The organism is Cellulomonas sp. APG4, from assembly GCF_009996735.1.
Classification (GTDB): domain Bacteria; phylum Actinomycetota; class Actinomycetes; order Actinomycetales; family Cellulomonadaceae; genus Actinotalea.
This window is the reverse complement of sequence record NZ_JAACYI010000008.1, coordinates 109,464-132,036: the sequence shown is the minus strand read 5'-3', so window position 1 is coordinate 132,036 and position 22,573 is coordinate 109,464. Positions and strand designations below refer to the sequence as shown.

Below are 22,573 nucleotides of genomic sequence, written 5' to 3'. Positions count from 1 at the left end.
CCGTCGAGCCGAAGGTCCCAGGTCGTCCCATGTCTGGCTGCGTAGCGTCGGAGACACCGCAGCCCGACACGAGGAGCGAAGTCCGATGGCCATCACCGCAGAGCACGGCAGCGCTGTCACCCCGCCGCCCGAGCCGACCACGCCCGCCTGGCACGGGTTCGTGGCGGGCCCGTGGCAGGACGGCGTGGACGTGCGCGACTTCATCCAGCGCAACTACACCCCGTACACCGGTGACGCGTCGTTCCTGGCGGGTCCCACCGAGCGCACGTCCGGCATCTGGGCGAAGCTCGCGGCGATGTTCCCCGAGGAGCGCGCGAAGGGGGTCTACGACGTCGACGCCGCGACCCCGGCCTCCATCACCGCGCACGCCCCGGGCTACATCGACAAGGACGCCGAGCTCGTCGTCGGCCTCCAGACGGACGCCCCCCTCAAGCGCGCGATCATGCCGTACGGCGGCTACCGGATGGTCGAGAACGCCCTCAAGACCTACGGCTACGAGCCGGACGAGACGGTCCGCGAGATCTTCACCAAGTACCGCAAGACGCACAACGACGGCGTGTTCGACGTGTACCCGCCCGACGTGCGCGCCGCGCGCAGCTCGCACCTGATCACGGGCCTGCCCGACGCCTACGGCCGCGGCCGCATCATCGGCGACTACCGCCGCGTCGCGCTGTACGGCGTCGACGCCCTGATCGCCGCCAAGAAGCTCGAGCGTGCCGAGCTCGACATGGAGCGCTCGACCGAGGACGTCCTGCGCGAGCGCGAGGAGACGGCCGAGCAGATCAGGGCGCTGAACGAGCTCAAGGCGATGGCCGCCTCGTACGGCTACGACATCTCGGGCCCCGCGACCACCGCGCACGAGGCCGTGCAGTGGCTCTACTTCGCCTACCTCGCGGCGGTCAAGGAGCAGAACGGCGCGGCGATGTCGCTCGGCCGCACCTCGACGTTCCTCGACATCTACCTCGAGCGCGACCTCGCGGCCGGCACGCTCACCGAGGAGCGCGCGCAGGAGATCATCGACGACTTCGTCATCAAGCTCCGGATCGTGCGGTTCCTGCGTACCCCGGAGTACGACGCCCTGTTCTCGGGCGACCCCACCTGGGTCACCGAGTCGATCGGCGGGCTCGGCGAGGACGGCCGGCCGCTGGTGACGCGTACGTCGTTCCGCTACCTGCAGACGCTCTACAACCTGGGTCCCGCCCCTGAGCCCAACCTGACCGTCTTCTGGAGCCACAAGCTGCCCGAGGGCTTCAAGCGGTTCTGCGCCCAGGTCTCGATCGACACGTCGGCCATCCAGTACGAGTCGGACTCGCTCATCCGTGAGCAGTGCGGGGACGACGCCGCGATCGCGTGCTGCGTCTCGGCGATGACCGTCGGCAAGCAGATGCAGTTCTTCGGCGCTCGGGTGAACCTGGCCAAGGCGCTCCTCTACGCGATCAACGGTGGTCGTGACGAGATCTCCGGCAAGCAGGTCGGCCCGGTCTCGGCGCCGATCTCCGGCGAGGTGCTCGACTACGACGAGGTGCGGACCGCCTACGACACACTGCTCGACTGGCTCGCGCAGACGTACGTCGACGCGCTCAACTGCATCCACTGGTCGCACGACAAGTACGCCTACGAGCGCATCGAGATGGCGCTGCACGACCGCGTGATCCTGCGCACCCTGGCGTGCGGCATCGCCGGCCTGTCGGTGGTCGCGGACTCCCTCTCGGCCATCAAGTACGCGACCGTGCGCCCCGTGCGCGACGAGTCGGGCCTCGTGGTCGACTACACGATCGAGGGCGAGTTCCCGACGTACGGCAACGACGACGACCGCGTCGACTCGATCGCCGTCGAGCTCGTGCGCTCGTTCATGGAGAAGGTGCGTCGCCAGCCGACGTACCGCGACGCCAAGCACACGCAGTCCGTGCTGACGATCACCTCGAACGTCGTCTACGGCAAGCACACCGGCAACACCCCCGACGGGCGCCGTGCCGGGGAACCGTTCGCCCCGGGCGCCAACCCGATGAACGGGCGCGACACCCACGGCATGCTCGCGTCGGCACTCTCGGTCGCGAAGCTCCCGTACGACGACGCGCAGGACGGCATCTCGCTGACCTCGACGGTGGTGCCGTCGGGCCTGGGCCGCACCCGTGACGAGCAGATCACCAACCTGGTCGGGCTGCTCGACGGGTACAACGTGTCGAAGGGTTTCCACGTCAACGTCAACGTGCTCAACCGTGAGACCCTCGAGGACGCCATGGAGCACCCCGAGAACTACCCGCAGCTCACCATCCGGGTCTCGGGCTACGCGGTGAACTTCGTCCGGCTGACGCGTGAGCAGCAGCTCGACGTGCTCTCGCGGACCTTCCACGGCGGTCTGTGACGCCACCCCGCTCGAGCTGACGAGATCCGCGGCGTGCCCCTGGAGGGCGCGCCGCGGATCTCGTCGTCTCCGTCCGCATGTGGGCTGCGCCACACGCGGACATTCGTCCTATGACTTCGCCGGCCGCGCGAGGGAGGGTGGAGGCATGAGCACGACGACCACGACCCCGGCCGCGACCGACAGGTGCGGTGCTCCGATCATCGGCGTGGCCACACCCGTCGTCGGTGGATCCCGCACGCGAGCGACCGCGGGCACCGCCGGCCTGACCACGTCCGAGCTCGAGCGCTCGGAGCGCTTCGCGCAGGTGCGTGCGGGCGAGCTCGGGTCGCTGCACTCCTGGGAGCTCGTCACCGCGGTCGACGGCCCCGGAACCCGGCTCACGACCTTTCTCTCGGGCTGCCCCCTGCGCTGCCTCTACTGCCACAACCCCGACACGATGGAGATGCGGCGCGGTGAGCCCGTCGCGATCGAGGAGCTGCTCGGCCGCCTGCGTCGCTACCGCGGGATCTTCGAGGTGACCGGTGGGGGCCTGACGATCTCGGGTGGTGAGCCGCTCATGCAGCCCGCCTTCGTGGCCCGCCTGCTGCGCGGTGCCAAGGAGATGGGCATCCACACCGCGATCGACACCTCGGGCTACCTCGGCTCGGCCTGCTCCGACCAGATGCTCGACGACATCGACCTGGTGCTGCTGGACGTCAAGTCGGGTGACCCCGAGACCTACCGCCGCGTCACCGGTCGCGAGCTCGCGCCGACGCTCGAGTTCGGCCATCGTCTGGCGGCTCACGGCACCGAGATCTGGGTGCGGTTCGTGCTCGTCCCGGGGCTCACCGACGACGAGGCGAACGTCGAGAAGGTCGCCGAGTACGTCGCGAGCCTGCCGACCGTGACGCGCGTCGAGGTGCTGCCCTTCCACCAGATGGGCAAGGACAAGTGGGAGTCGCTCGGCATGCGCTACGAGCTCGCGGACACGCAGCCGCCGACGCCCGAGCTCGTCGAGCGCGTCCGCGGGCAGTTCCGTGCGCGCGGCCTGACAGTGCGCTGAAGGCCCCTCAGCGACGCTCGTCGACCACCTCGACCTCCAGGTCCGGCCACAGCCCCCGCAGGGGTGCTGGGTCGCCCACCGGTGCGAGCCCCGGCTGCGGCCACAGGCGCACGGTCGTGCCGGTCGAGCCGTCCGGCTCGACGGGGACGAGCTCGTCGGACGGTACCCCGTGCTCGTAGAGCTGCGACCACGAGCCCTCCGCGCGCCGGTTGACGTGCACGAGGCGCGTGCACAGGGCCGCCGCCACCGAGGCGCCCCGGCGCGGCGCCCCGTCCGGGAGCACCGGGGGCGCCTCGGCGGCGAAGAACCGCAGGTCACGCGTCGCCATCACCGGCTTGCGCACCGGACGCCCGTCACGGGTCTCCGTCTGGGTCCCGCGGCCGTCGTCGGCGACCGTCACCGAGCCGTCGTCGTGCAGCGTCACCCGCGCGTGGCCCCCTCCGCGCGCCGTCGCCTCCTCGGCCGCGTACGCGAGCACCTCGAGCACGAGGTGCAGCGTCCCGCTCGGCGCGAGCTCAGCGGCGCGGGCCCGGACCTCGCCCAGGTGCGCCTCGTCCACGGGGGACGACCAGTCGTGCGTCGGCCCGCTCATGCGGGGACGTCTGCGACCCCGCGAGGGTGCAGACGCCTGCCGATGACGCGCTCGCTCCAGCCCGAGCGGTCGAGCAGCGGCGTGAGGCCGCCGAGGTGGAACGGCCAGCCGGCCCCGAGGATCATCCCGAGGTCGATCTGCTCGGGCCCGGGGACCACGTGCTCGTCGAGCATCAGGCCGACCTCCTGGGCGAGGCCGGCGAGCACGCGGTCACGCACGCCCTGCTCGTCGAGGGCCGGGGCGTCGCCCGGCGTCCCGAACACCTCCTGGATGCCCGGGTCGACCGACTGCTCGGCCCCGCGGCCGTCGGGCTCGGGCACCACGCGCCGGCGCTCGGCGGCCAGCCGCTCGAGGCCCGGCGACAGCGGGTAGCGGTCGCCGAGCTCGGTGTGCAGCGTGTCGAGGACGTGCAGCGCGACCGGCAGGCCGACCAGCTGGATGAGCGCGAACGGGCCCATCGGCAGCCCGAGCGGTCGCAGGGCCGCGTCCGCCGTCGTCACGGGCGTGCCCTGCTCGACGGCGCCCGCGACGTCCGCGAGCATGCGCAGCAGCAGCCGGTTGACGACGAAGCCGGGCCGGTCGGCCACGCCGACGGCGGTCTTGCGCAGGTCCTTGGCCACCGCGAACGCGGTCGCGAGCGTCTGCTCTGACGTGCCCTCGGTGCGCACCACCTCGACGAGGGGCATCTGCGCGACAGGGTTGAAGAAGTGCAGCCCGACGACGCGCTCCGGGTGGCGCAGGTGCGCCGACATCTCGCTCACGGACAGGGCGGAGGTGTTGGTCGCGAGCACCGCGTCGGGTGCCACCACCTCCTCGAGCTCGGCGAACACCTGCTGCTTGACCTTCATCACCTCGGTCACGGCCTCGACCACCAGGTCGGCACCCGCGAAGACGCCCAGGTCGGTGCCGACCGTGATCGACGCGAGGAGCCGCGCGGCCTCGTCCTGCGAGATCCGGCCCTTGGCGGCCATGCCCTCGACCTGCCGCCGCACCGCGTCACGGCCTGCGGCGGCGCGCTCGTCGTCGATCTCGCGCATCACGACCGGGACCCGCAGCCGTCGGGCCATGAGCACCGCGAGCTGGGCGGCCATGAGGCCGGCACCGACGATGCCGACCGCGCGCACCGGACGCGCCAGCTCCGCCGACGGCGCTCCCGCTGGTGTGCGCGCCTTGCGCGTGGTCAGGTCGAACGCGTAGAGCCCCGCGCGCAGCTCGTCCGACATGAGCAGCTCGGTCAGGGCGTCGTCCTCGGCCGCGTACGCCTCGTCGCGTGTGCGGTCACGCGCCGCGGCCACGAGCTCGAGCGCGCGGTACGGCGCGGGGGCGGCACCGTGGAGCCGGGCGTCGAGCCGGTCCCGTGCCGCGGTGGTGACGGCCGCCCACGTGGCCGCGTCGTCGAGCTCGCGACGTCGCGGGATCACGTCGCCGTCGAGCACGCGCACGGTCCAGGCGAGCGACTGCTCGAGGAAGTCCGCCGGGTGCAGCGCCACGTCGGCGAGCCCCAGCTCGACGGCCTCGTCGGCGCCCGTCATCCGGTTGTTCGCGAGCGGGCGCGTGAGGATCAGCTCGAGCGCGCGCTCGACGCCCAGCAGCCGGGGGAGCAGGTAGCACCCGCCCCAGCCCGGGACGAGGCCCAGCATCACCTCGGGCAGCGCAAGGGCGCTCACGTCGGTGCCGACGGTGCGGTAGTCGCAGTGCAGCGCGAGCTCGAGGCCGCCGCCCAGGGCCGCGCCGTTGACGTAGGCGAACGTCGGCACGCCGAGCTCGGACAGCAGCCGGTACGTCGCGTGGCCGAGCTCGGCGATGTGGCGTGCCTGCGCGGGATCGGAGATCGACGCGACGCCGCGCAGGTCCGCCCCCGCGGCGAGGTAGTACGGCTTGCCGGTGACCGCGACCGCGTCGACACCGCCGTCGGCGGCCCGTGCACGCAGCCCCTCGAACGCCGTGCGCAGCTCGCCGAGCCCACCTGGACCGAGCGTCGTCGGCTTGGTGTGGTCGAGACCGTTGTCGAGGGTGACGAGGGCGAGCGTCCGCCCACCGGGCAGCGCCACGTCGCGCACCAGGGCGTGGGTCACGCGCTCGGCGTGGGTCGTCTGGTCGTCGCTCATGCCTGCTCCCGTGCGTTCTCGCGTGCCTGCTCGTGGTGGGGGTTCTCCCAGACGACCGTGCCGCCCTGGCCCAGGCCCACGCACATGGTGGTGAGGCCGTAGCGCACCTCGGGCTGCGCGGCGAAGCGGCGCGCGAGCTGGGTCATCAGCCGCACGCCCGACGCGGCGAGGGGGTGCCCGACGGCGATCGCGCCGCCGTCGGGGTTGACGCGCTCGTCCTCGTCGTCGATGCCGAAGGCGTCGAGGAACGCGAGCACCTGGACCGCGAACGCCTCGTTGATCTCGATCGCGCCGATGTCGTCGATCGTCAGGCCCGCGCGGGCGAGCGCGCGCTCGGTGGCCGGCACCGGGCCCAGGCCCATGAGCGCCGGGTCGACGCCCGCGTAGGCGAACGAGACCAGCCGCATGCGCGCGGTCAGGCCCAGCTCGGTCGCGGTGTCCTCGGCGGCGAGGAGGCACATGGTCGCCCCGTCGGTGAGCGGCGCCGACGTCGCCGCGGTGACGCGCCCGCCCGGCCGGAACGGCGTGGGCAGGTCGCGCACCTGGTCGAGCGTCGTGGCCGGGCGCGGCGGCTCGTCCTCGGTGGCGAGGCCCCAGCCGCGTTCGGGGTCGCGCAGCGCGACGGGTACGAGGTCGGGTGCCACGCGGCCCGCGGCGCGCGCGGCCGCGTAGCGCTCCTGGCTGCGGACCCCGTAGGCGTCGGCTCGCTCACGCGTGAGTGCCGGGAAGCGGTCGTGCAGGTTCTCCGCCGTGCGGCCCATGACAAGGGCGTCGGCGGCGACGAGGCGTTCGGCGACGAAGCGCGGGTTCGGGTCCGCCGAGGCCCCCATGGGGTGGTGGCCCATGTGCTCGACACCGCCCGCGACGACGACGTCCTGCGCCCCCACGCCGATCGCCGAGGCCGTCGAGGTCACCGCGGTCATCGCCCCCGCGCACATCCGGTCGACGGCGTAGCCGGGCACGGTGGGTGGGAGGCCCGCGAGGACGGCGACGGTGCGGCCGAGCGTCAGTCCCTGGTCACCCGCCTGCGTCGCCGCTGCGATCGCGACCTCGTCGATGCGGTCGGTGGGCAGGGCGTTGCGGCGCACGAGCTCGCGCACGGTCTTGACCGCGAGGTCGTCGGCACGCGTGTGGGCGTAGAGGCCGTCGGGCCGCGCGCGGCCGAACGGGGTGCGCACGCCGTCGACGAAGACGACGTCGCGCACGGTGCGGGGCGGGCGGGCGGCACTGGGCACGGAGGGCCTCCGGGGGACGACGGTGTCCGGTCGGTCGAGGATGTTACTCGAGAGTAACTAGCGCCGCAGCCAACGGTCCCGCGACGAGGTCCACCTGCCACGCGCGGGCGCCCCCGGCGCGCAGCGTCGCGGCGATCGACGCCGCGTCCAGGTCGCCCGGCGGTGTCCAGCACAGCCGACGCAGAAGGTCGGGCTGGAGCAGGTTCTCGACCGGCAGGGAGTGCTCCGTCGCGAGGGCCGTCACCGCGGCGCGGGCCGCCGTGAGCCGCGCCGCGGCCGCGGGGTCGCGGTCCGCCCACGCGCGGGGCGGCGGCGGTGCGTCGGTGCGGGGCCCGCGCATCGACGGGAGCGCGGCCTCGTCGAGCGCGAGCGCCTGGGCGACGGGCCGGAACCAGTGGTCCACGCGCCTGCGCGTCGCGCGGCCGGTGAACGGCTTGAGTCTCGCGAGCTCCTCGACCGATCGTGGCAGCGCCTGGGCGGCGGCGACGATCGCCGCGTCCGGGAGCACGCGTCCGGGCGAGATGTCACGACGTCGGGCGTCGTCCTCGCGGGCCTCCCACATCGCACGGACCACAGCCAGCCGACGGCGGTCGCGCACCGTGTGGGTTCCTGACGTGCGCCGCCAGGGCTCGACGCGGGGAGGTGGGGGCGGGGCGAGCCGGACGGCCTCGAACTCCTGGCGGGCCCACTCGTCCTTGCCGGCCTCGCGCAGCCGCGCGCCGAGCGCCTCGCGGAGCTCGAGCAGCACCTCGACGTCGAGGGCCGCGTAGCGCAGCCACTCGGGCGGGAGCGGTCGGGTGGACCAGTCGACCGCCGAGTGCTCCTTGGCGAGGCCCAGACCGAGCACCTCGGCGACGACCGCGGCCAGCCCGACGCGCTCGAGCCCGAGCAGCCGGGCCGCGAGCTCGGTGTCGAACACCGCGTCGGGCCGCATGCGCTGCTCGACGAGGCCCGGAAGGTCCTGGGACGCGGCGTGGAGCACCCACTCCGTCCCGCGCAGGGCCTCGTCGAGGGACGAGAGGTCCGGGAGTGCGATCGGGTCGATCAGCGCGGTCCCTGCTCCCGCGCGACGCAGCTGCACCAGGTAGGTGCGCTGGCCGTAGCGATACCCGGACGCACGCTCGGCGTCGACGGCGACGGGTCCGGTGCCGGCCGCGAAGGCCGCGACCACGTCCTCGAGAGCCTCGGCGGTGTCGACGACGGGTGGGACGCCCCCAGCGGGCTCCGTGAGCGGGGTCACCTCGGGCGTCGTGCTCGGCATGGGGGTCACGCTACGTGGTGCGAGGGGGCGATCCGGGGACCCGCCACGCGCGCCGTCCTCCCGGCTGCCGGCGACCGAGGCCCCGGCGACGGCCGGTCGTCAGGCGATGAGCTCGTTGCGGATCGCGAACGCGACCATCTCGGCGCGGTCACCCGTGCCGACCTTGCGGGAGATGCGCGCCAGGTGGCTCTTGACGGTCAGGGCGGAGAGGTCGAGGTGCTCGCCGATCTGACGGTTGCTGCGGCCGTCGGCCACGAGCTTGAGGACACCGAGCTCACGGGCCGTCAGCTCGGGGCCCTGGCGCGGGGTCGCGGCGGCCGGGCGGGCGATGCGCACGGCGCCGGGGGCGTCGGCGGTCACCGCCCCGCGCACACCCCCGCTGAGCAGGACGACGAGCTCGCGCCGGCCGGCCTTGCGGGTCAGGAGCACCGCGCGGGTCTGCTCACGGCGGCGCAGGGTGCGCACGAGCGACGCACCGTCACCCTCGCCCATCTCCGGGACGGCCAGGCACAGCGGCCCGTCGGGGCGTGCGGTGCGCTGCGCCGGCGGGTGAGGGGCCGTGGAGAGCGGCCGCGCCCGCGTCATGGTGCGGGCCGGCGGTGCGGTGCGGACGTGCTCGACGGTCACGAAGCTCTCCAGGAGGCCGGGGCGGGGGCTGCTCTCCTGGTGGTATCGGCAGGCTGCTCAGGGCCCTTGAGCCCGTCGTGTCACCCGATCGGGTGCATCCGCCGGAGCGTCTGCGGTGCGCGGGACGTCAGTGCCGCCGGCCGAGCACCGACACGCCCTCGGGCAGGGGCGGGAGGCCCGCGGCCTGGCAGAGCAGGGTGCCCCACGCCTCGAGGTGGTCGCCCACGGCGCCGTCGGGCGGCGTCCAGGACGCCCGGATCTCCACCTCGGCCTCACCCGGGCGCTCGGCCAGGGCGTCGAACGACTGGGAGATCACCCGCGTCACGGTGCCGCCGAGGGCCGTGCGCTCGGCACCGGCGCGGTCGAGGGCCTCGGTGACCCACGTCCAGGCGGCCTCGCAGAGCAGAGGGTCGCCACCGACCTCGGGGTCGAGCGTCGCGCGCACCAGGGTCACGACCCGGAACGTCCCGTGCCAGGCCTCCTGCCCCGCGGGGTCGTGCAGCAGCACGAAGCGACCCGAGGCGGGCTCCTCGACCTCGTCGACCTCGTCGCCGCGCACCCGCACGTCGCCCGTGAGGGCGACCGCGAACGGGGCGATCCGCCCGGGCGCGGGGATCTCGGTGAGGTGGACCTCGGGGCGCAGGCGGCGCTCGGCGAGGCTGGTCAGGGCGCGCCGGAACTCGGCGGGGACCTGAGCATCGGCGGTGATCACAGCAGGCAGCGTAAGGCGCGGGTCCGACGCCGTCGTGGACCGGCGCGCGGACACCCGGCGCCGGGTGCAGCGCCGCCGTCTACGCTGGCCGGGAAGCCACCGTCCGAAGGGAACTCCTGAGCATGTCCGCACGCGCGCAGATCGGTGTCACCGGGTTGGCCGTCATGGGCCGCAACCTCGCCCGCAACTTCGCCCGCAACGGGTTCACGGTGGCGGTGCACAACCGGTCGTACGCCAAGACCGCCTCGCTCGTCGCGGACCACGGTGACGAAGGCGACTTCGTCGCCGCGGAGTCGCTCGAGGACTTCGTCGCGGCGCTCGAACGCCCGCGCAAGGTCGTGATCATGGTCAAGGCGGGCGGTCCCACCGACGCCGTCATCGACGAGCTCACGGGGCTGCTCGAGCCGGGCGACATCGTGGTCGACGCGGGCAACGCCCACTTCGCCGACACCCGCCGACGCGAGGCCGCGCTGCGCGAGCAGGGCCTGCACTTCGTGGGCAGCGGCGTCTCGGGTGGTGAGGAGGGCGCGCTGCTCGGCCCGTCGATCATGCCCGGGGGCCCCGCGGAGTCCTACGAGACCCTGGGACCGATCCTCGAGAAGATCTCGGCCAAGGTGGACGGCGTCCCCTGCTGCACGCACGTGGGTCCGGACGGTGCGGGGCACTTCGTGAAGATGGTGCACAACGGCATCGAGTACGCGGACATGCAGCTGATCGCCGAGGCGTACGACCTGCTCAAGCAGGGGCTCGGCATCTCGGCGGCCGAGATCGGGCGCATCTTCGCCGAGTGGAACACCGGCGACCTGGAGTCCTTCCTCATCGAGATCACCGCCGAGGTCCTCGCCCACACCGATGCCGAGACCGGGCAGGCCTTCGTGGACGTCGTGCTCGACCAGGCCGAGCAGAAGGGCACCGGCCGGTGGACGGTGCAGAACGGCCTCGACCTGGGTGTGCCGATCACGGGGATCGCGGAGGCGACGTTCGCGCGGGCGCTGTCGGGCTCCGTCCCGCAGCGGACCGCGGCCGCGGGCGTGCTGCCGGCGCACGCGGGGACCTGGGACGTGATCGACCGTGACGCGTTCGTCGAGGACGTCCGCCTGGCGCTGTACGCCTCGAAGGTCGTGGCGTACTCCCAGGGCTTCGACCAGATCGCGGCCGCCTCGGCCGAGTACGGCTGGGGTATCGACCGCGGTGCCATGGCGCGCATCTGGCGGGGCGGGTGCATCATCCGGGCCCGGTTCCTGGACCGGATCACCGAGGCCTACGAGCGCGACGCGGAGCTGCCGCTGCTGCTCGCGGACGAGTACTTCACGGGTGCGGTGAGCAACGGGGTCTCCGCGTGGCGCCGGATCGTCGCGCAGGCCGCGCTCAACGGGGTCCCGGTCCCGGCGTTCGCGTCCTCGCTGGCGTACTACGACGGTGTGCGCGCCGAGCGTCTGCCCGCGGCGCTGATCCAGGCGCAGCGTGACTTCTTCGGTGCCCACACCTACCGCCGCACCGACCGCGGGGGCACCTTCCACACCGACTGGTCCGGCGACCGCACCGAGAACCCGGCATGACGGCGCCCGTGCGGATCACCGCGCCCGAGGGCGTGAGCCCGCGCGGCCGGCGCTTCCAGCCGGTGATCCTCGGTGCGGACATCGGCGTCTACGCGCTGGCCCGCTCGTTCCACGAGCAGTACGGCGTGCGCTCGGTCGTCGTGAGCCTGACGCTCACCGGCCCCGTGGCGGACTCGACGATCCTCGAGAACGTGGTGCTGGGGGCCGAGGCGACGCCCGAGGACATCGTCGGCGCCGTGCAGCGCGTCGCCGAGCGGTTCGCGCCGGCCGCGGGGGAGGACGCCCCCGAGCTGCTGCTGCTCGCCAACACCGACTGGCTCGTGCGCTTCCTCGTGCAGCACCGCGCCGAGCTCGAGCAGTGGTACACCGTGCCCTTCCTCGACGCCGACCTGCTCGGGCGTCTCGCCGACAAGGCGCAGTTCGCCGAGCTCTGCACCGAGCTCGGGATCCGCACACCACGCACCGTGGTGCAGGACTTCGCGGCGGCGGGCGCACCCGGATGGGTGCCCGCGCCCGTGGACCTGCCGTTCCCGGTGATCGCGAAGGCGGCCAACAGCGCCGACTACGAGCGGCTGTCGTTCACGGGGAAGAAGAAGGTCTACCAGGTCGACACCCCGGACGAGCTGACGGCGCTCTACGGCACCCTCGCGGACGCCGGCTTCACCGGGACGTTCGTGGTCCAGGAGATGATCCCCGGCGACGACACCCAGATGCGCTCGATCACGTGCTACGTGGACACCCGGGGCCGGGTGACCCTGTCGTGCTGCGCGCATGTGCTGCTCGAGGAGCACACGCCCAGCGGCCTCGGGAATCCCGCAGCGATGATCACCGGACGCCACGACGAGATGCTCGCGCAGGCGACGCACCTGCTGACGCGCACCGGGTACGTGGGCTTCGCGAACTTCGACGTGAAGATCGACCCGCGCGACGGCTCGGCGCAGTTCTTCGAGGTCAACCCGCGCATCGGCCGCAACAACTACTACGTCACGGCGGCGGGTGCGAACCCGGTCCGGTTCCTCGTCGAGGACCGGGTGGACGGCACCGAGGTCGAGCCCGTGGTGGTCGAGCGCGAGGTGCTCTACTCGATCGTGCCCCACCGCCTGCTCCGCCGCTACGTGCTCGACGCGGACCTGCGGGCCAAGGTCGACGGGCTCGTGCGCGCCCGACGTACCGCCCACCCGCTGCGCTACCGGGCCGAGCGCCGGCTCAAGCGACGGTTCTACGTGCTGGCCGCGGCCGTGAACCAGGTGCGCAAGTTCCGGCGGTACTACCCCGAGGTCACCGGGACCGGCCTCTAGCTCCGGTCGGCCCGCACGGGCTGCGCGGCGACGGACCCTCAGCCGAGCCGGTTCGTCCCGCCGTACAGGTGCAGCACCGGCACCTGGAGCTCGTCGCGTGCGCGCGACGCCCAGTCCGTGTGGAACGTGTCCTCGAGCGCGTGCGGCCGCGTGACCACGACGATCTCCGCGACCTCGCGGTCGGCGACCACGGCTCGGAGCGCGGGCAGCGGGTCGTCGGCCACGACGGCGCCGTCGGCCGTGCTTCCGGCCGATGTGAAGGCGGCGACGCTGTGGTCGAGCTGGTCGGTCGCCGTCGCGTGCGCGCGCTCGGGCGCGGGCTCGCGGCCCAGCACCGCGTCGAGCGCCTCGCGCAGCTCGCCCAGGCTCAGGTGGTCCACGAGCGAGACGAGGACGTTCGCCTCGGTGTCCGCGGGCACCAGGACGTGGTACCTGACGTCACGCTCGGCGTGCAGGGCGGTGATGTGCTCGACGTCGAGGTCCGTGAGGGTCTCCTCGGTCAGCACGACGACGATCTCGCTCATGGTCCGAGCCTAGGGCCGCGCAGCGACCAGCGCCCGAGCAGCACGCCGTCGGCGTGGAGCAGGTGCACCGGGGCCGCCCGAGCCTGGGGGTCGAACCACGCACCCGTCGTCGGGCGCGCCGCGTCGCCGCCCACGAGTACCGGAGCCGTCGTCAGGAACAGCTCGTCCACGAGGTCGCGCGCGACCAGGTCGGACAGCAGCGAGGGACCTCCCTCGGTGAGCACGTGGGGGAGACCCGCGTCGGCGAGCACCGCGAGCACCGCGGCCAGGTCGACGTCGTCCGAGACGTGCAGTCGCTCGGGTGGCAGGTGTGCCCGCAGGTGTCCCAGGTGCGCGGCGCCCGAGGTGGTGAACACCCACGGGTGCGGAGAGTCGGCGAGCAGCTCGGGGGCAAGGTCGCCCGAACGGGTCACGACGGCGAGCGCCGGCGCGGCCGTCGTGGTCCGGGACGCCCGGACGGCGCGCAGCCGCTCCGGCGTGCGCGGTGCACGGTAGCCCTCTGCCCGCGCGGTACCCGCGCCGACGAGCACGACGTCGGCGAGCGCCCGCAGCACCGAGAAGACCCGGAGGTCCGCGGGGCCGTTGATCGACCCCGACCTGCCGTCACGTCCGTACGCCGCGCCGTCGAGCGTCGTGATCATGTTCGCGGTGACCCACCGGCCGCCCGGGCGACCACGCGCGACGAGGTCGGCGAGCTCGGTCTCCGCAGGGTCGGACCCGAACCCCCGACCCGCGTCGGGCAGCAGCATCGTCAGCTCGGGGTATGCGGTCACGGCTCGACCGTAGCCCGCCGTGCCCGCCGTCGCGGCCGACGGCCCGGTGGGCGGTCACGTGGGCGGAGCCGGCCGGGTGAGCACCTAGGCTTCGCGCCGTGGCAGATGAGCACCTGGTCGGTCGCCGGCCCGACGTCCCGGCGTCGCGACTCGTGGCGGGCCTCGTGCCGCCGCGGCACTTCGCCGAGGCCTCGTTCGACGGCTACCGACCGGACCCCGCGCACCCGAGCCAGGAGACGGCACGTGCACGGGTGCGCGAGGTGGCCGAGGGGCTCGCCGCCCGTCCGCGCCGCAGGTGGTGGCGTCGGTCGCGGCAGGACCCGGTCGCGGTGTACCTCGACGGCGGTTTCGGCGTGGGCAAGACGCACCTGCTCGCGGCGCTCGCGCACGCCGTGGGGCCCGAGCGCGCTGCCTACGGCACCTTCGTCGAGTACACCCACCTCGTCGGCGCCCTCGGGTTCGCGCGCGCGGTGCACGAGCTGTCCCGCCGCGCGCTCGTGTGCGTCGACGAGTTCGAGCTGGACGACCCGGGCGACACCGTGCTGATGTCCCGTCTGCTGCGTGAGCTGGGGGACCACGGTGTCGCGATCGCCGCGACCTCCAACACGTTGCCCGAGCAGCTGGGCGAGGGGCGGTTCGCGGCGGAGGACTTCCTGCGGGAGATCCAGGCTCTCGCGTCGCGGTTCGAGGTGCTGCGGATCGACGGTCCCGACTACCGGCACCGCGGGGCGCCCCAGCCCGACGACGGCCTGCCGGACGAGGAGGTCGCCGCCGCGGCGGCGCGGATCGACGGCGCGACGTGCGATGCGTACGAGGACCTCGCGGCGCACCTGCGCACGGTGCACCCGAGCCGCTACGGAGCCCTCGTCGAAGGGGTCCCCGCGGTGGGGATCACGCAGGTGGCCCCGGTGACCGACCAGGCCGATGCGCTGCGGCTCGTCGTGCTCGTCGACCGGCTCTACGACGCCGACGTCCCCGTGCTGCTCGGTGGGTCGGGGACCGCAGGGCTCTTCGGGGAAGCGATGCTGCGTGGCGGCTACCGCAAGAAGTACCTGCGCGCGCTCTCGCGGCTCGGGGCGCTCGCCGAGCGTGGCCGCGAGCTCGTCGACGCCTGAGGGGCCCTGCCCGTCTCACGTGCCGCCCGCGCGTGCGGTGTCACGGGCGCGACGCGTCGAGCCGGGCCAGCTCGGTCGCGACGTCGAAGTCTGCGGGGGGCCACGAGAGCCCGAGTCCCAGCAGTGCGTCCGTGAGGAGCTCGGTGACCGCGAGCCGTGCGTACCACTTGCGGTCCGCCGGCACCACGTACCACGGGGCGTGCGCGGTCGACGTGCGGTCCAGCACCGCCTGGTAGGCCGCCGTGTAGTCGTGCCACCGCTCGCGCGCGTCGATGTCGCCCGGGTTGTACTTCCAGTACTTGTCGGGGCGCTCGAGGCGTTCCCTCAGCCGCTCGGCCTGCTCCTCGGGCGAGATGGCGAGCATCACCTTGACCACGACGGTCCCCGCCTCGACCAGCTCGGCCTCGAACGCGTTGATCTCGTCGTACCTCGGCTCCCACACGTCGCGGGGTACGAGGTCCTCGACGCGCACCACGAGCACGTCCTCGTAGTGCGAGCGGTCGAAGACCCCGATCGCACCGGGCCGCGGCAGCGCGTTGCGGATGCGCCACAGGTAGTGCTGCGTGCGCTCCTCGGCGGTCGGCACGCCGAAGGAGCGCAGGGCGACACCCTGGGGGTCCACCATGCCCAGCACGTGCCGCACGATCCCGCCCTTGCCGGCGGTGTCCATGCCCTGGAGCACGAGCAGCACCGACCGCTCCCCGCCCGAGCGTCCGTGGGCGTACAGGAGCTCCTGGAGCTCGGACATCCGCGCGCCGCGGTTCACCGTGCGTGCGCGGCCGGCGGCCTTGTCACCCGACCACCCAGGCGTCGAGCGGCGGTCGAGCGCGGTGAGGTCGAGACCGTCCGCGGCGAGCGCCGCGCGCGCGGGAACGTCCCAGGTCACGGCTCCTCCTCGGGGTCGCAGCGCAGCACGGTGACCGAGCGGCCAGGGGACGTGAGCACCCCGCCCGCCACGTGCACCTCGGGGTCCCAGGCCGCGAGCAGGCGCGGTGGCGTGGCCTGCGCGCCCAGGGGCACACGCACCTCGTCGTCGTCGAGCACCACGACCACGCGGACGCCGCCCCGGTGCACGACGAGCCAACGGTCCTGCGGGTCGGTCTCGACGCGGACCGCCGCGAGGTCGCCCGACGCGACGTCGCGCTCGGTGCGACGCAGTCCGATGAGGTCGCGGTACCAGCGCAGCAGGCGGGCGCGGCCCTCCTCGTGGGGCTCGTCCCAGTCGAGGCGGGAGGCGGCGACGGTCGCGGCCGCCTGCGGGTCGGGGACCTCGAGACGTCCGCCGTACAGCTCCTCCCAGCCGTGCCCGCCGAACTCCTCGGTGCGGCCGCGCCTGATCGCCTCGGCGAGCTCGGGCTCGGCGTGGTCGGTGAAGTACTGCCACGGCGTCGTGGCGCCCCACTCCTCGCCCATGAAGAGCATGGGCGTGAACGGTGAGAGCAGCACGAGGGCCGCCGTGATCGCGAGGCCGCCGTCGTCGAGCCCGGCCGAGGGTCGGTCGCCCAGCGCGCGGTTGCCCACCTGGTCGTGGTCCTGGCCGAAGACGACGAAGCGGTGGCCGTCGGTCCCCGGGGGCACGGGCGCGCCCCACGTGCGGCCGCGGAAGGTCGACCAGCCGCCGTCGTGCACGAACACGCGTGTGAGCGCGTGGGCGAGCGTCGCGGTGGTGCCGAAGTCGACGTAGTAGCCGTGCGTCTCGCCCGTGAGCCGTGCATGGATCGCGTGGTGCACGTCGTCGGCCCACTGGGCCGTCATGCCGAGGCCCCCGCGCGAGGTGGGGGTCACCGTGCGCACGTCGTTCAGGTCGGACTCGGCGATCAGGCCGAGCGGGCGGCCCACCTCGGTGGCCAGCTCGGCGACGGCGTCGGCCATCTCCGCGAGCACGTGCCGGGGTGAGTCGTCGACGAGTGCGTGCACCGCGTCGAGCCGGAGCGCGTCGAGGCGGAAGTCGCGCAGCCAGCGCACCGCGTTGTCGACCAGGAACGCGCGGACCTCGCGCGCGTCGTCACCGTCGAGGTTGACCGCGGCACCCCACGGCGTGTGGTGACGCTCCGTGAAGTAGGGGCCGAACTCCTGCAGGTAGTTGCCCGAGGGCCCGAGGTGGTTGTGCACCACGTCGAGACACACGGCGAGGCCGTGGGCGTGCGCCGCGTCGACGAACCGCTGGAGCGCCGCGGGACCGCCGTACGGCTCGTGCACGGCGTAGAGCGCGACCCCGTCGTAGCCCCACCCGTGCACGCCCGGAAAGGCCGCGACCGGCATGAGCTCGACGACCTCGACCCCGAGCTCGGCCAGGTGGCCGAGACGTTCGATCGCGGTGTCGAGCGTCCCACCCGGCGTGAACGTGCCGACGTGCAGCTCGTAGATGACCGCTCCCCGCACGTCGCGACCCGACCAGTCCGCGGTCCACGGGTGCAGGTCGGTGTCGAACGCGCGGCTCGGGCCGTGCACGCCGTGCGGCTGCCATGCGCTGCGCGGGTCCGGACGCGGGGGCCCGCCGTCGAGCACGAAGGCGTAGTCCGTGCCGTGCTCGAGTGCGGGGCCCTGCCACCAGCCGCCGCCGACGGCGTCGAGCGGCGTGCGTCCGTCCGTGGTCTCGAGCTCGACGGTGGAGGCGCGCGGCGCCCACACGCGGGCTGCACCTGCACGGTCCACGGGGCTCCTCTCGTCGTCTGGCACGTGACCAGCCTGGGGGGTCAGCCGTCCTCGCGCACCAGGAGAGCCACGGGCAGGCGGTCGAGGAGGTCCGCGAGCCGCAGCATGCCCCCGGCGTGCCGCCTGCCGGTGAGCGTGTCGGTCCAGGTGCCCTCCGGCAGCACGACGGTGTGGTCGCCCCAGCCACCGAGCCGGTCGAGTGCGAGGGCGAGGCGCGTGGCCACCGTGACGACCGTCTCCACGCCGTCGACCGTGCGCGCGAAGGCGAACGCGTGGCCCGACGAGCTCGGCACGGCCGCGTACCCGGCGCCCTCGCCGACGAACGCCTCCGGGTGCGCGCGCCGCGTCCGCAGGGCGCGCGAGGTGATCAGCAGCTTCTCGTCGGCGAGGTCGCGGGGGTGGTCGTGCTCGAGCCGCGCGAGACGCGCCTGCAGAACCGTCGTGTCGACCGGGCGGCGGTTGTCCGGGTCCACGAGTGCGACGGCCGGGACCTCGGTGCCCTGGTAGACGTCCGCGACCCCCGGCAGGGTGAGCTGCACGAGCTTGCTGCCGAGCGTCGTCGCGCGCACGCCGGGCGCCGCTCGACGCACCCAGGCGGTGATCGCGTCACTCACCTCGGGCGAGCGCAGGGCCGCGCTCGCGTAGGAGAGCACGGCCTGCTCGTAGGGCTCGTCGACGGCGGTCCACGCGGTGACGGACTTGGCCTCGCGCACGGCCTTCGTGAGGTACTCCGTGAGGCGTTCCTCCTCGAGCGGCCCGTCGTGGGTCCAGGTGCCCGCGAGCGTCTGCCACAGGAGGTTCTCGGTCCGGCCGTCGAGGAGCGTGGGCCGCACGTCGGCGGTCGCCGCACGCAGGTGCTCGACGAGCTCCGACCACTCGGTGGGGAGCTCGGAGAGCACCGCGAGCCGCGCCCGCACGTCCTCGCTGCGCTTGGTGTCGTGCGTCGAGAGCCCGGTGAGCGCGACGGGTGCGTGGTACTGCGCACGTGCGGCCCACGCGTGCAGCTCCTCGGGGCTCACCGCGAAGCGCTCGGGTGCCCCGCCCACCTCGCACAGCGCGACGAGGTGGGTCCACCGGTAGAAGGCCGTGTCCTCGACGCCCTTGGCCATCACGGCGCCGCACGTCTGCTGGAAGCGGACCACGAGCTCGTCACGGCGCGCCTCGCGCGTGCGACCCGCGGAGCCGCTCTCGAGCCCCAGGAGCATGTCGGCGAGCAGGTCGAGGGTCTCGTGCCTGTCCTCGTCGAGCCGTGAGCGGGCGGTCTGCACGCACTCGGCGAACGCCGTCTGGACCTCGGGGCGCACCGGCTCTCCGGGCACCACGTAGTAGCGGTAGCGGTCAGCCGCGACGAGCAGCTCCACCAGGCAGTCGTGCAGCGAGCGCCACGTGTGGTCGCGCAGCCGCACGTCGTCCCGGCAGATGTCGGCGGCGAGGTCCGCGAGGCGGTGCACCTCGGCGTACAGCGCACCCCCGACGATCTCGCGCTTGGCCTCCTCGACGAGGCGGGGGAGCGAGTCCGTCGTGTCGCCGGTGAGCCGGTGCATCACCGCACCCAGCTCGCCCGCCCCGCCGGGGTCCACGAAGGTGGCCAGGACGCGCCACATCGCCTCGTACCCCGTGGTACCGGCCGTGGCCCAGTCCTCCGGGAGCTCCTCGGCGGGCGCGAGGATCTTCTCGACCGCCACCCACGCGTCGTCGGTGGCCCGCGCAAGGCGCTCGAGGTAGCCCTGCGGGTCGGCCAGCCCGTCGGGGTGGTCGATGCGCAGGCCGTCCACGACGCCGTCACGCACGAGCCCCGCCACCAGGTCGTGGGTCGCGTCGAAGACCTCCGGGTCCTCGACCCGCACGGCCGCGAGCGTGCCGACGTCGAAGAAGCGCCGGTAGTTCAGCTCCTCGTCCGCGACCCGCCAGTACGCGAGGCGGTAGTGCTGCCGCTCGACGAGCTCGGCGAGGGGCAGGTGCTCGGTCCCCGGCCGCACGGGGAACACGTGGTCGTAGTAGCGCACCACGGTCTGGGTGCCCTCGTGCGGTACCTCCTCCTCGGCGACCACGAGCTCGTCAGCCGCGAGCACGGCACCGATCCGGCGCCCGAGCACAGGCATCAGCAGGGCGCCGTCACCGGCGGACCAGTCGACGTCGAACCACGCCGCGTACGGCGACTCGGGCCCGTGCGCCAGGACTGACCAGAGCGCACGGTTGTGCCAGGCCGGGGTCGGCACGGCCATGTGGTTGGGCACGATGTCCACGACGAGGCCGAGCCCCGCCGTGCGGGCCGCGGCCGCGAGCCGGTCGAGCGCCTCGCGGCCGCCCAGGACGGGTGACACGGTGGCGTGGTCGACGACGTCGTACCCGTGGGTCGAGCCGGGTGCGGCCGTCAGGAGGGGTGACAGGTACAGGTGCGTCACGCCCAGGTCGGCGAGGTAGTCGACCTGGGTCGCCGCGTCGTCGAGGGTGAGCCCCGCGTTGAGCTGGAGGCGGTAGGTCGAGACCGGGACGGGTCGCCCCGGCGGGGGACGACGCCTCGAGGGGCCGGGTCGCTCGCCGGTGTCGCTCACGAGCGCTCCTGCACCGGGCGCGTCAGCACGACGCTGCTGCGGCCGGTGACCACCACGGAGCTCGCCGCCTCGACCTCGGCCCCCTCTTCGAGCGAGTGGTCGGTGTCGACCACGCACGTCCAGGTGGCGCCGAACTCGACGGGCGGGAGCGTGAACTCGACGCCTTCGGGAGCGGCGTTGTAGAGCAGCAGGAAGCTGTCGTCGACGACGCGCTCGCCCCGCACGTCGGGCTCGGCGATCGCCTCGCCGTTGAGGAACACCATCACGGCCTTGGCGTGCCCCTCGTGCCAGTCCTCGTCGGACATGTGCTCACCGGTCGCGTTGAACCACGCGATGTCGCCCAGGTCGCTCTCGCCGCCGTGGTCCGCGCTGCCGTGGAAGAAGCGGCGTCGACGCAGCACGGGGTGGTCCCGGCGCAGGTGGACGAGCGTGCGGGTGAACTCGAGGTGCGCGGCCTCGGCCTCGTCCAGGTCCCAGTCCATCCAGGTGATCTCGTTGTCCTGGCAGTAGCCGTTGTTGTTGCCGCCCTGGCTGCGACCGAGCTCGTCGCCGTGGGCGAGCATCGGCACCCCCTGCGACAGCAGGAGCGTCGCGAGGAAGTTGCGCTGCTGGCGCCACCGCAGCCGCTGCACCTCGGGGTCGTCGGTCGGGCCCTCGGTGCCGCAGTTCCACGAGCGGTTGTGGCTCTCGCCGTCCGCGTTGCCCTCGCCGTTCGCCTCGTTGTGCTTCTCGTTGTACGAGACCAGATCCCGCAGCGTGAAGCCGTCGTGCGCCGTCACGAAGTTGATGGATGCGATCGGTCGACGGCCGGTGTGCTCGTACAGGTCGGAGGACCCCGTGAGCCGGCTCGCGAACTCCGCGAGGGTCGACGGCTCGCCGCGCCAGAAGTCGCGCACCGTGTCGCGGTACTTCCCGTTCCACTCGCTCCACAGGGGAGGGAACCCGCCCACCTGGTAGCCGCCGTCGCCCACGTCCCACGGCTCCGCGATCAGCTTGACCTGGCTGACCACCGGGTCCTGCTGGACCAGGTCGAAGAACGCCGAGAGGCGGTCGACCTCGTGGAACTGGCGCGCGAGGGTCGACGCGAGGTCGAAGCGGAAGCCGTCGACGTGCATCTCCGTGACCCAGTAGCGCAGCGAGTCCATGAGCAGCTGGAGCACGTGCGGGTGCCGCATGAGCAGGGAGTTGCCGGTGCCCGTGGTGTCGAAGTAGTGCGCCTGGTCCTCGTCGACGAGGCGGTAGTAGGCGGCGTTGTCGATGCCGCGGAACGAGAGGGTGGGGCCCAGGTGGTTGCCCTCGGCGGTGTGGTTGTAGACGACGTCGAGGATGACCTCGATGTTCGCCTCGTGCAGGGCCTTGACCATCTGCTTGAACTCCTGGACCTGCTGGCCCGGCGTGGTCGAGGCCGCGTACCCGTTGTGGGGCGCGAAGAAGCCGATGGTGTTGTAGCCCCAGTAGTTCGACAGCCCCTTCTCCTGGAGCGAGGGGTCGTTGACGAACTGGTGCACGGGCATGAGCTCGATCGCCGTGATGCCGAGCTCGACGAGGTGCTCGACCACCGCGGGGTGCGCCATGCCGGCGTAGGTGCCGCGGAGCTCGTCGGGGACGCCCGGGTGGAGCTGCGTCATGCCCTTGACGTGCCCCTCGTAGACGATGCTCTCGTGGTACTCACGGTTCGGCGGACGGTCGTGGCCCCAGTCGAAGTAGGGGTTGATGACCACCGAGGTCATCGTGTGCCCCGCGGAGTCGTCGGTGTTGAGCGACGTGGGGTCACCGAAGTCGTAGGAGAACAGGGCCTGGTGGCCGTCGACCTGCCCGTCGATGGCCTTGGCGTACGGGTCGAGGAGCAGCTTCGCGGGGTTGCACCGGTGCCCGTTCGCGGGGTCGTACGGGCCGTGCACCCGGAAGCCGTAGCGCTGGCCCGGCTGGACGCTCGGCAGGTACGCGTGCCAGACGAACGCGTCCACCTCGGGGACGTCGATCCGCGTCTCCGTGCCGTCCTCGTCGATGAGGCAGAGCTCGACGCGCTCGGCGATCTCGGAGAAGAGTGCGAAGTTGGTGCCCGAGCCGTCGAACGTGGCTCCGAGGGGGTAGGGCTTGCCCGGCCAGATCTGCATGGGCCAAGAGTGCCAGCAGGACCGGCCGACCGCGC

The 22,573-nt window shown here is 73.3% G+C and carries 17 protein-coding genes; 5 read left to right on the top strand and 12 right to left on the bottom strand.

The genetic code is table 11. The annotated features are described in order from the left end of the window. Window positions 1–85 precede the first annotated feature (85 nt). Window positions 86–2,365, top strand: a complete 2,280-nt coding sequence (pflB, locus tag GXB85_RS08370) for a formate C-acetyltransferase (RefSeq protein WP_161917185.1) — start codon at window positions 86–88, stop codon at window positions 2,363–2,365. A gap of 145 nt (window positions 2,366–2,510) precedes the next feature. Continuing rightward, window positions 2,511–3,407: a pyruvate formate-lyase-activating protein gene (pflA, locus tag GXB85_RS08365; protein WP_161917184.1), complete on the top strand. Its 897-nt coding sequence runs from the start codon at window positions 2,511–2,513 to the stop codon at window positions 3,405–3,407. A 7-nt stretch (window positions 3,408–3,414) separates the two neighbouring features. Here the strand turns inward: pflA and GXB85_RS08360 are convergent, their stop codons facing one another. The 6 genes from GXB85_RS08360 to GXB85_RS08335 all read right to left on the bottom strand — a co-directional run bounded on the left by GXB85_RS08360 (window position 3,415) and on the right by GXB85_RS08335 (window position 9,942). After that, window positions 3,415–3,999: an ATP-binding protein gene (locus GXB85_RS08360; RefSeq protein WP_161917183.1), complete on the bottom strand. Its 585-nt coding sequence runs from the start codon at window positions 3,997–3,999 to the stop codon at window positions 3,415–3,417. Next, on the bottom strand, window positions 3,996–6,107 hold the full coding sequence (locus GXB85_RS08355) for a 3-hydroxyacyl-CoA dehydrogenase NAD-binding domain-containing protein (RefSeq protein WP_161917182.1): 2,112 nt from the start codon (window positions 6,105–6,107) through the stop codon (window positions 3,996–3,998). Before GXB85_RS08355 ends, GXB85_RS08360 begins: the two co-directional genes overlap by 4 nt. Continuing rightward, window positions 6,104–7,342 carry a thiolase family protein gene (locus GXB85_RS08350; RefSeq protein ID WP_161917181.1) on the bottom strand — a complete coding sequence of 413 codons (1,239 nt, stop codon included), beginning with the start codon at window positions 7,340–7,342 and terminating at the stop codon, window positions 6,104–6,106. The genes GXB85_RS08355 and GXB85_RS08350 overlap by 4 nt, the downstream gene beginning before the upstream one ends. 43 nt (window positions 7,343–7,385) lie before the next feature. Continuing rightward, window positions 7,386–8,603, bottom strand: a complete 1,218-nt coding sequence (locus tag GXB85_RS08345; RefSeq protein ID WP_161917180.1) for an HRDC domain-containing protein — start codon at window positions 8,601–8,603, stop codon at window positions 7,386–7,388. 99 nt (window positions 8,604–8,702) lie between these two features. Next, window positions 8,703–9,230, bottom strand: a complete 528-nt coding sequence (locus GXB85_RS18820) for a response regulator transcription factor (protein ID WP_370524100.1) — start codon at window positions 9,228–9,230, stop codon at window positions 8,703–8,705. Window positions 9,231–9,357: 127 nt separating this feature from the next. After that, a complete protein-coding gene (locus GXB85_RS08335) occupies window positions 9,358–9,942 on the bottom strand; it encodes a DUF3000 domain-containing protein (RefSeq protein ID WP_370524099.1) in 585 nt (194 codons plus the stop codon). A 122-nt stretch (window positions 9,943–10,064) separates the two neighbouring features. Here GXB85_RS08335 and gndA point away from each other — a divergent pair, with 122 nt between their 5' ends. Both gndA and GXB85_RS08325 read left to right on the top strand, forming a co-directional pair. Next, entirely contained in the window at window positions 10,065–11,501 is a 1,437-nt protein-coding gene (gndA, locus tag GXB85_RS08330; protein WP_161917179.1) for an NADP-dependent phosphogluconate dehydrogenase, read from the top strand. Then, on the top strand, window positions 11,498–12,799 hold the full coding sequence (locus GXB85_RS08325) for a hypothetical protein (protein WP_161917178.1): 1,302 nt from the start codon (window positions 11,498–11,500) through the stop codon (window positions 12,797–12,799). Before gndA ends, GXB85_RS08325 begins: the two co-directional genes overlap by 4 nt. Window positions 12,800–12,837: 38 nt before the next feature. Here the strand turns inward: GXB85_RS08325 and GXB85_RS08320 are convergent, their stop codons facing one another. Both GXB85_RS08320 and GXB85_RS08315 read right to left on the bottom strand, forming a co-directional pair. Further along, complete coding sequence (locus GXB85_RS08320; protein ID WP_161917177.1) at window positions 12,838–13,323, bottom strand: hypothetical protein; 486 nt, start codon at window positions 13,321–13,323, stop codon at window positions 12,838–12,840. Then, on the bottom strand, window positions 13,320–14,096 hold the full coding sequence (locus GXB85_RS08315; RefSeq protein ID WP_161917176.1) for a dihydrofolate reductase family protein: 777 nt from the start codon (window positions 14,094–14,096) through the stop codon (window positions 13,320–13,322). Before GXB85_RS08315 ends, GXB85_RS08320 begins: the two co-directional genes overlap by 4 nt. 98 nt (window positions 14,097–14,194) lie before the next feature. Here GXB85_RS08315 and zapE point away from each other — a divergent pair, with 98 nt between their 5' ends. Further along, window positions 14,195–15,211: a cell division protein ZapE gene (gene zapE / locus GXB85_RS08310; protein ID WP_161917175.1), complete on the top strand. Its 1,017-nt coding sequence runs from the start codon at window positions 14,195–14,197 to the stop codon at window positions 15,209–15,211. 40 nt (window positions 15,212–15,251) lie between these two features. On the opposite strand, the gene GXB85_RS08305 is transcribed toward zapE, so the two are convergent. Genes GXB85_RS08305 through glgX form a run of 4 tightly spaced genes read right to left on the bottom strand, consistent with a single transcriptional unit; the run spans window position 15,252 to window position 22,538 of the window. Then, window positions 15,252–16,097: a PPK2 family polyphosphate kinase gene (locus GXB85_RS08305; RefSeq protein WP_161917174.1), complete on the bottom strand. Its 846-nt coding sequence runs from the start codon at window positions 16,095–16,097 to the stop codon at window positions 15,252–15,254. Next, entirely contained in the window at window positions 16,094–17,866 is a 1,773-nt protein-coding gene (gene treZ, locus GXB85_RS08300) for a malto-oligosyltrehalose trehalohydrolase (protein WP_161917173.1), read from the bottom strand. Before treZ ends, GXB85_RS08305 begins: the two co-directional genes overlap by 4 nt. Window positions 17,867–17,907: 41 nt before the next feature. Further along, complete coding sequence (gene treY / locus GXB85_RS08295) at window positions 17,908–20,421, bottom strand: malto-oligosyltrehalose synthase (protein WP_161917172.1); 2,514 nt, start codon at window positions 20,419–20,421, stop codon at window positions 17,908–17,910. Continuing rightward, window positions 20,418–22,538, bottom strand: coding sequence for a glycogen debranching protein GlgX (gene glgX, locus GXB85_RS08290; protein ID WP_161917171.1), 2,121 nt, complete (start codon window positions 22,536–22,538; stop codon window positions 20,418–20,420). Before glgX ends, treY begins: the two co-directional genes overlap by 4 nt. Between the last annotated feature and the right edge of the window lie 35 nt (window positions 22,539–22,573).

What these genes read in the sequence shown, in the direction of transcription:
- pflB (WP_161917185.1), top strand. Translation starts at nt 86, where the DNA reads ATGGCCATCACCGCAGAGCACGGCAGCGCTGTCACCCCGCCGCCCGAG.
- pflA (WP_161917184.1), top strand. Translation starts at nt 2,511, where the DNA reads ATGAGCACGACGACCACGACCCCGGCCGCGACCGACAGGTGCGGTGCT.
- GXB85_RS08360 (WP_161917183.1), bottom strand. Translation starts at nt 3,999, where the DNA reads ATGAGCGGGCCGACGCACGACTGGTCGTCCCCCGTGGACGAGGCGCAC.
- GXB85_RS08355 (WP_161917182.1), bottom strand. Translation starts at nt 6,107, where the DNA reads ATGAGCGACGACCAGACGACCCACGCCGAGCGCGTGACCCACGCCCTG.
- GXB85_RS08345 (WP_161917180.1), bottom strand. Translation starts at nt 8,603, where the DNA reads ATGCCGAGCACGACGCCCGAGGTGACCCCGCTCACGGAGCCCGCTGGG.
- gndA (WP_161917179.1), top strand. Translation starts at nt 10,065, where the DNA reads ATGTCCGCACGCGCGCAGATCGGTGTCACCGGGTTGGCCGTCATGGGC.
- GXB85_RS08325 (WP_161917178.1), top strand. Translation starts at nt 11,498, where the DNA reads ATGACGGCGCCCGTGCGGATCACCGCGCCCGAGGGCGTGAGCCCGCGC.
- GXB85_RS08320 (WP_161917177.1), bottom strand. Translation starts at nt 13,323, where the DNA reads ATGAGCGAGATCGTCGTCGTGCTGACCGAGGAGACCCTCACGGACCTC.
- glgX (WP_161917171.1), bottom strand. Translation starts at nt 22,538, where the DNA reads ATGCAGATCTGGCCGGGCAAGCCCTACCCCCTCGGAGCCACGTTCGAC.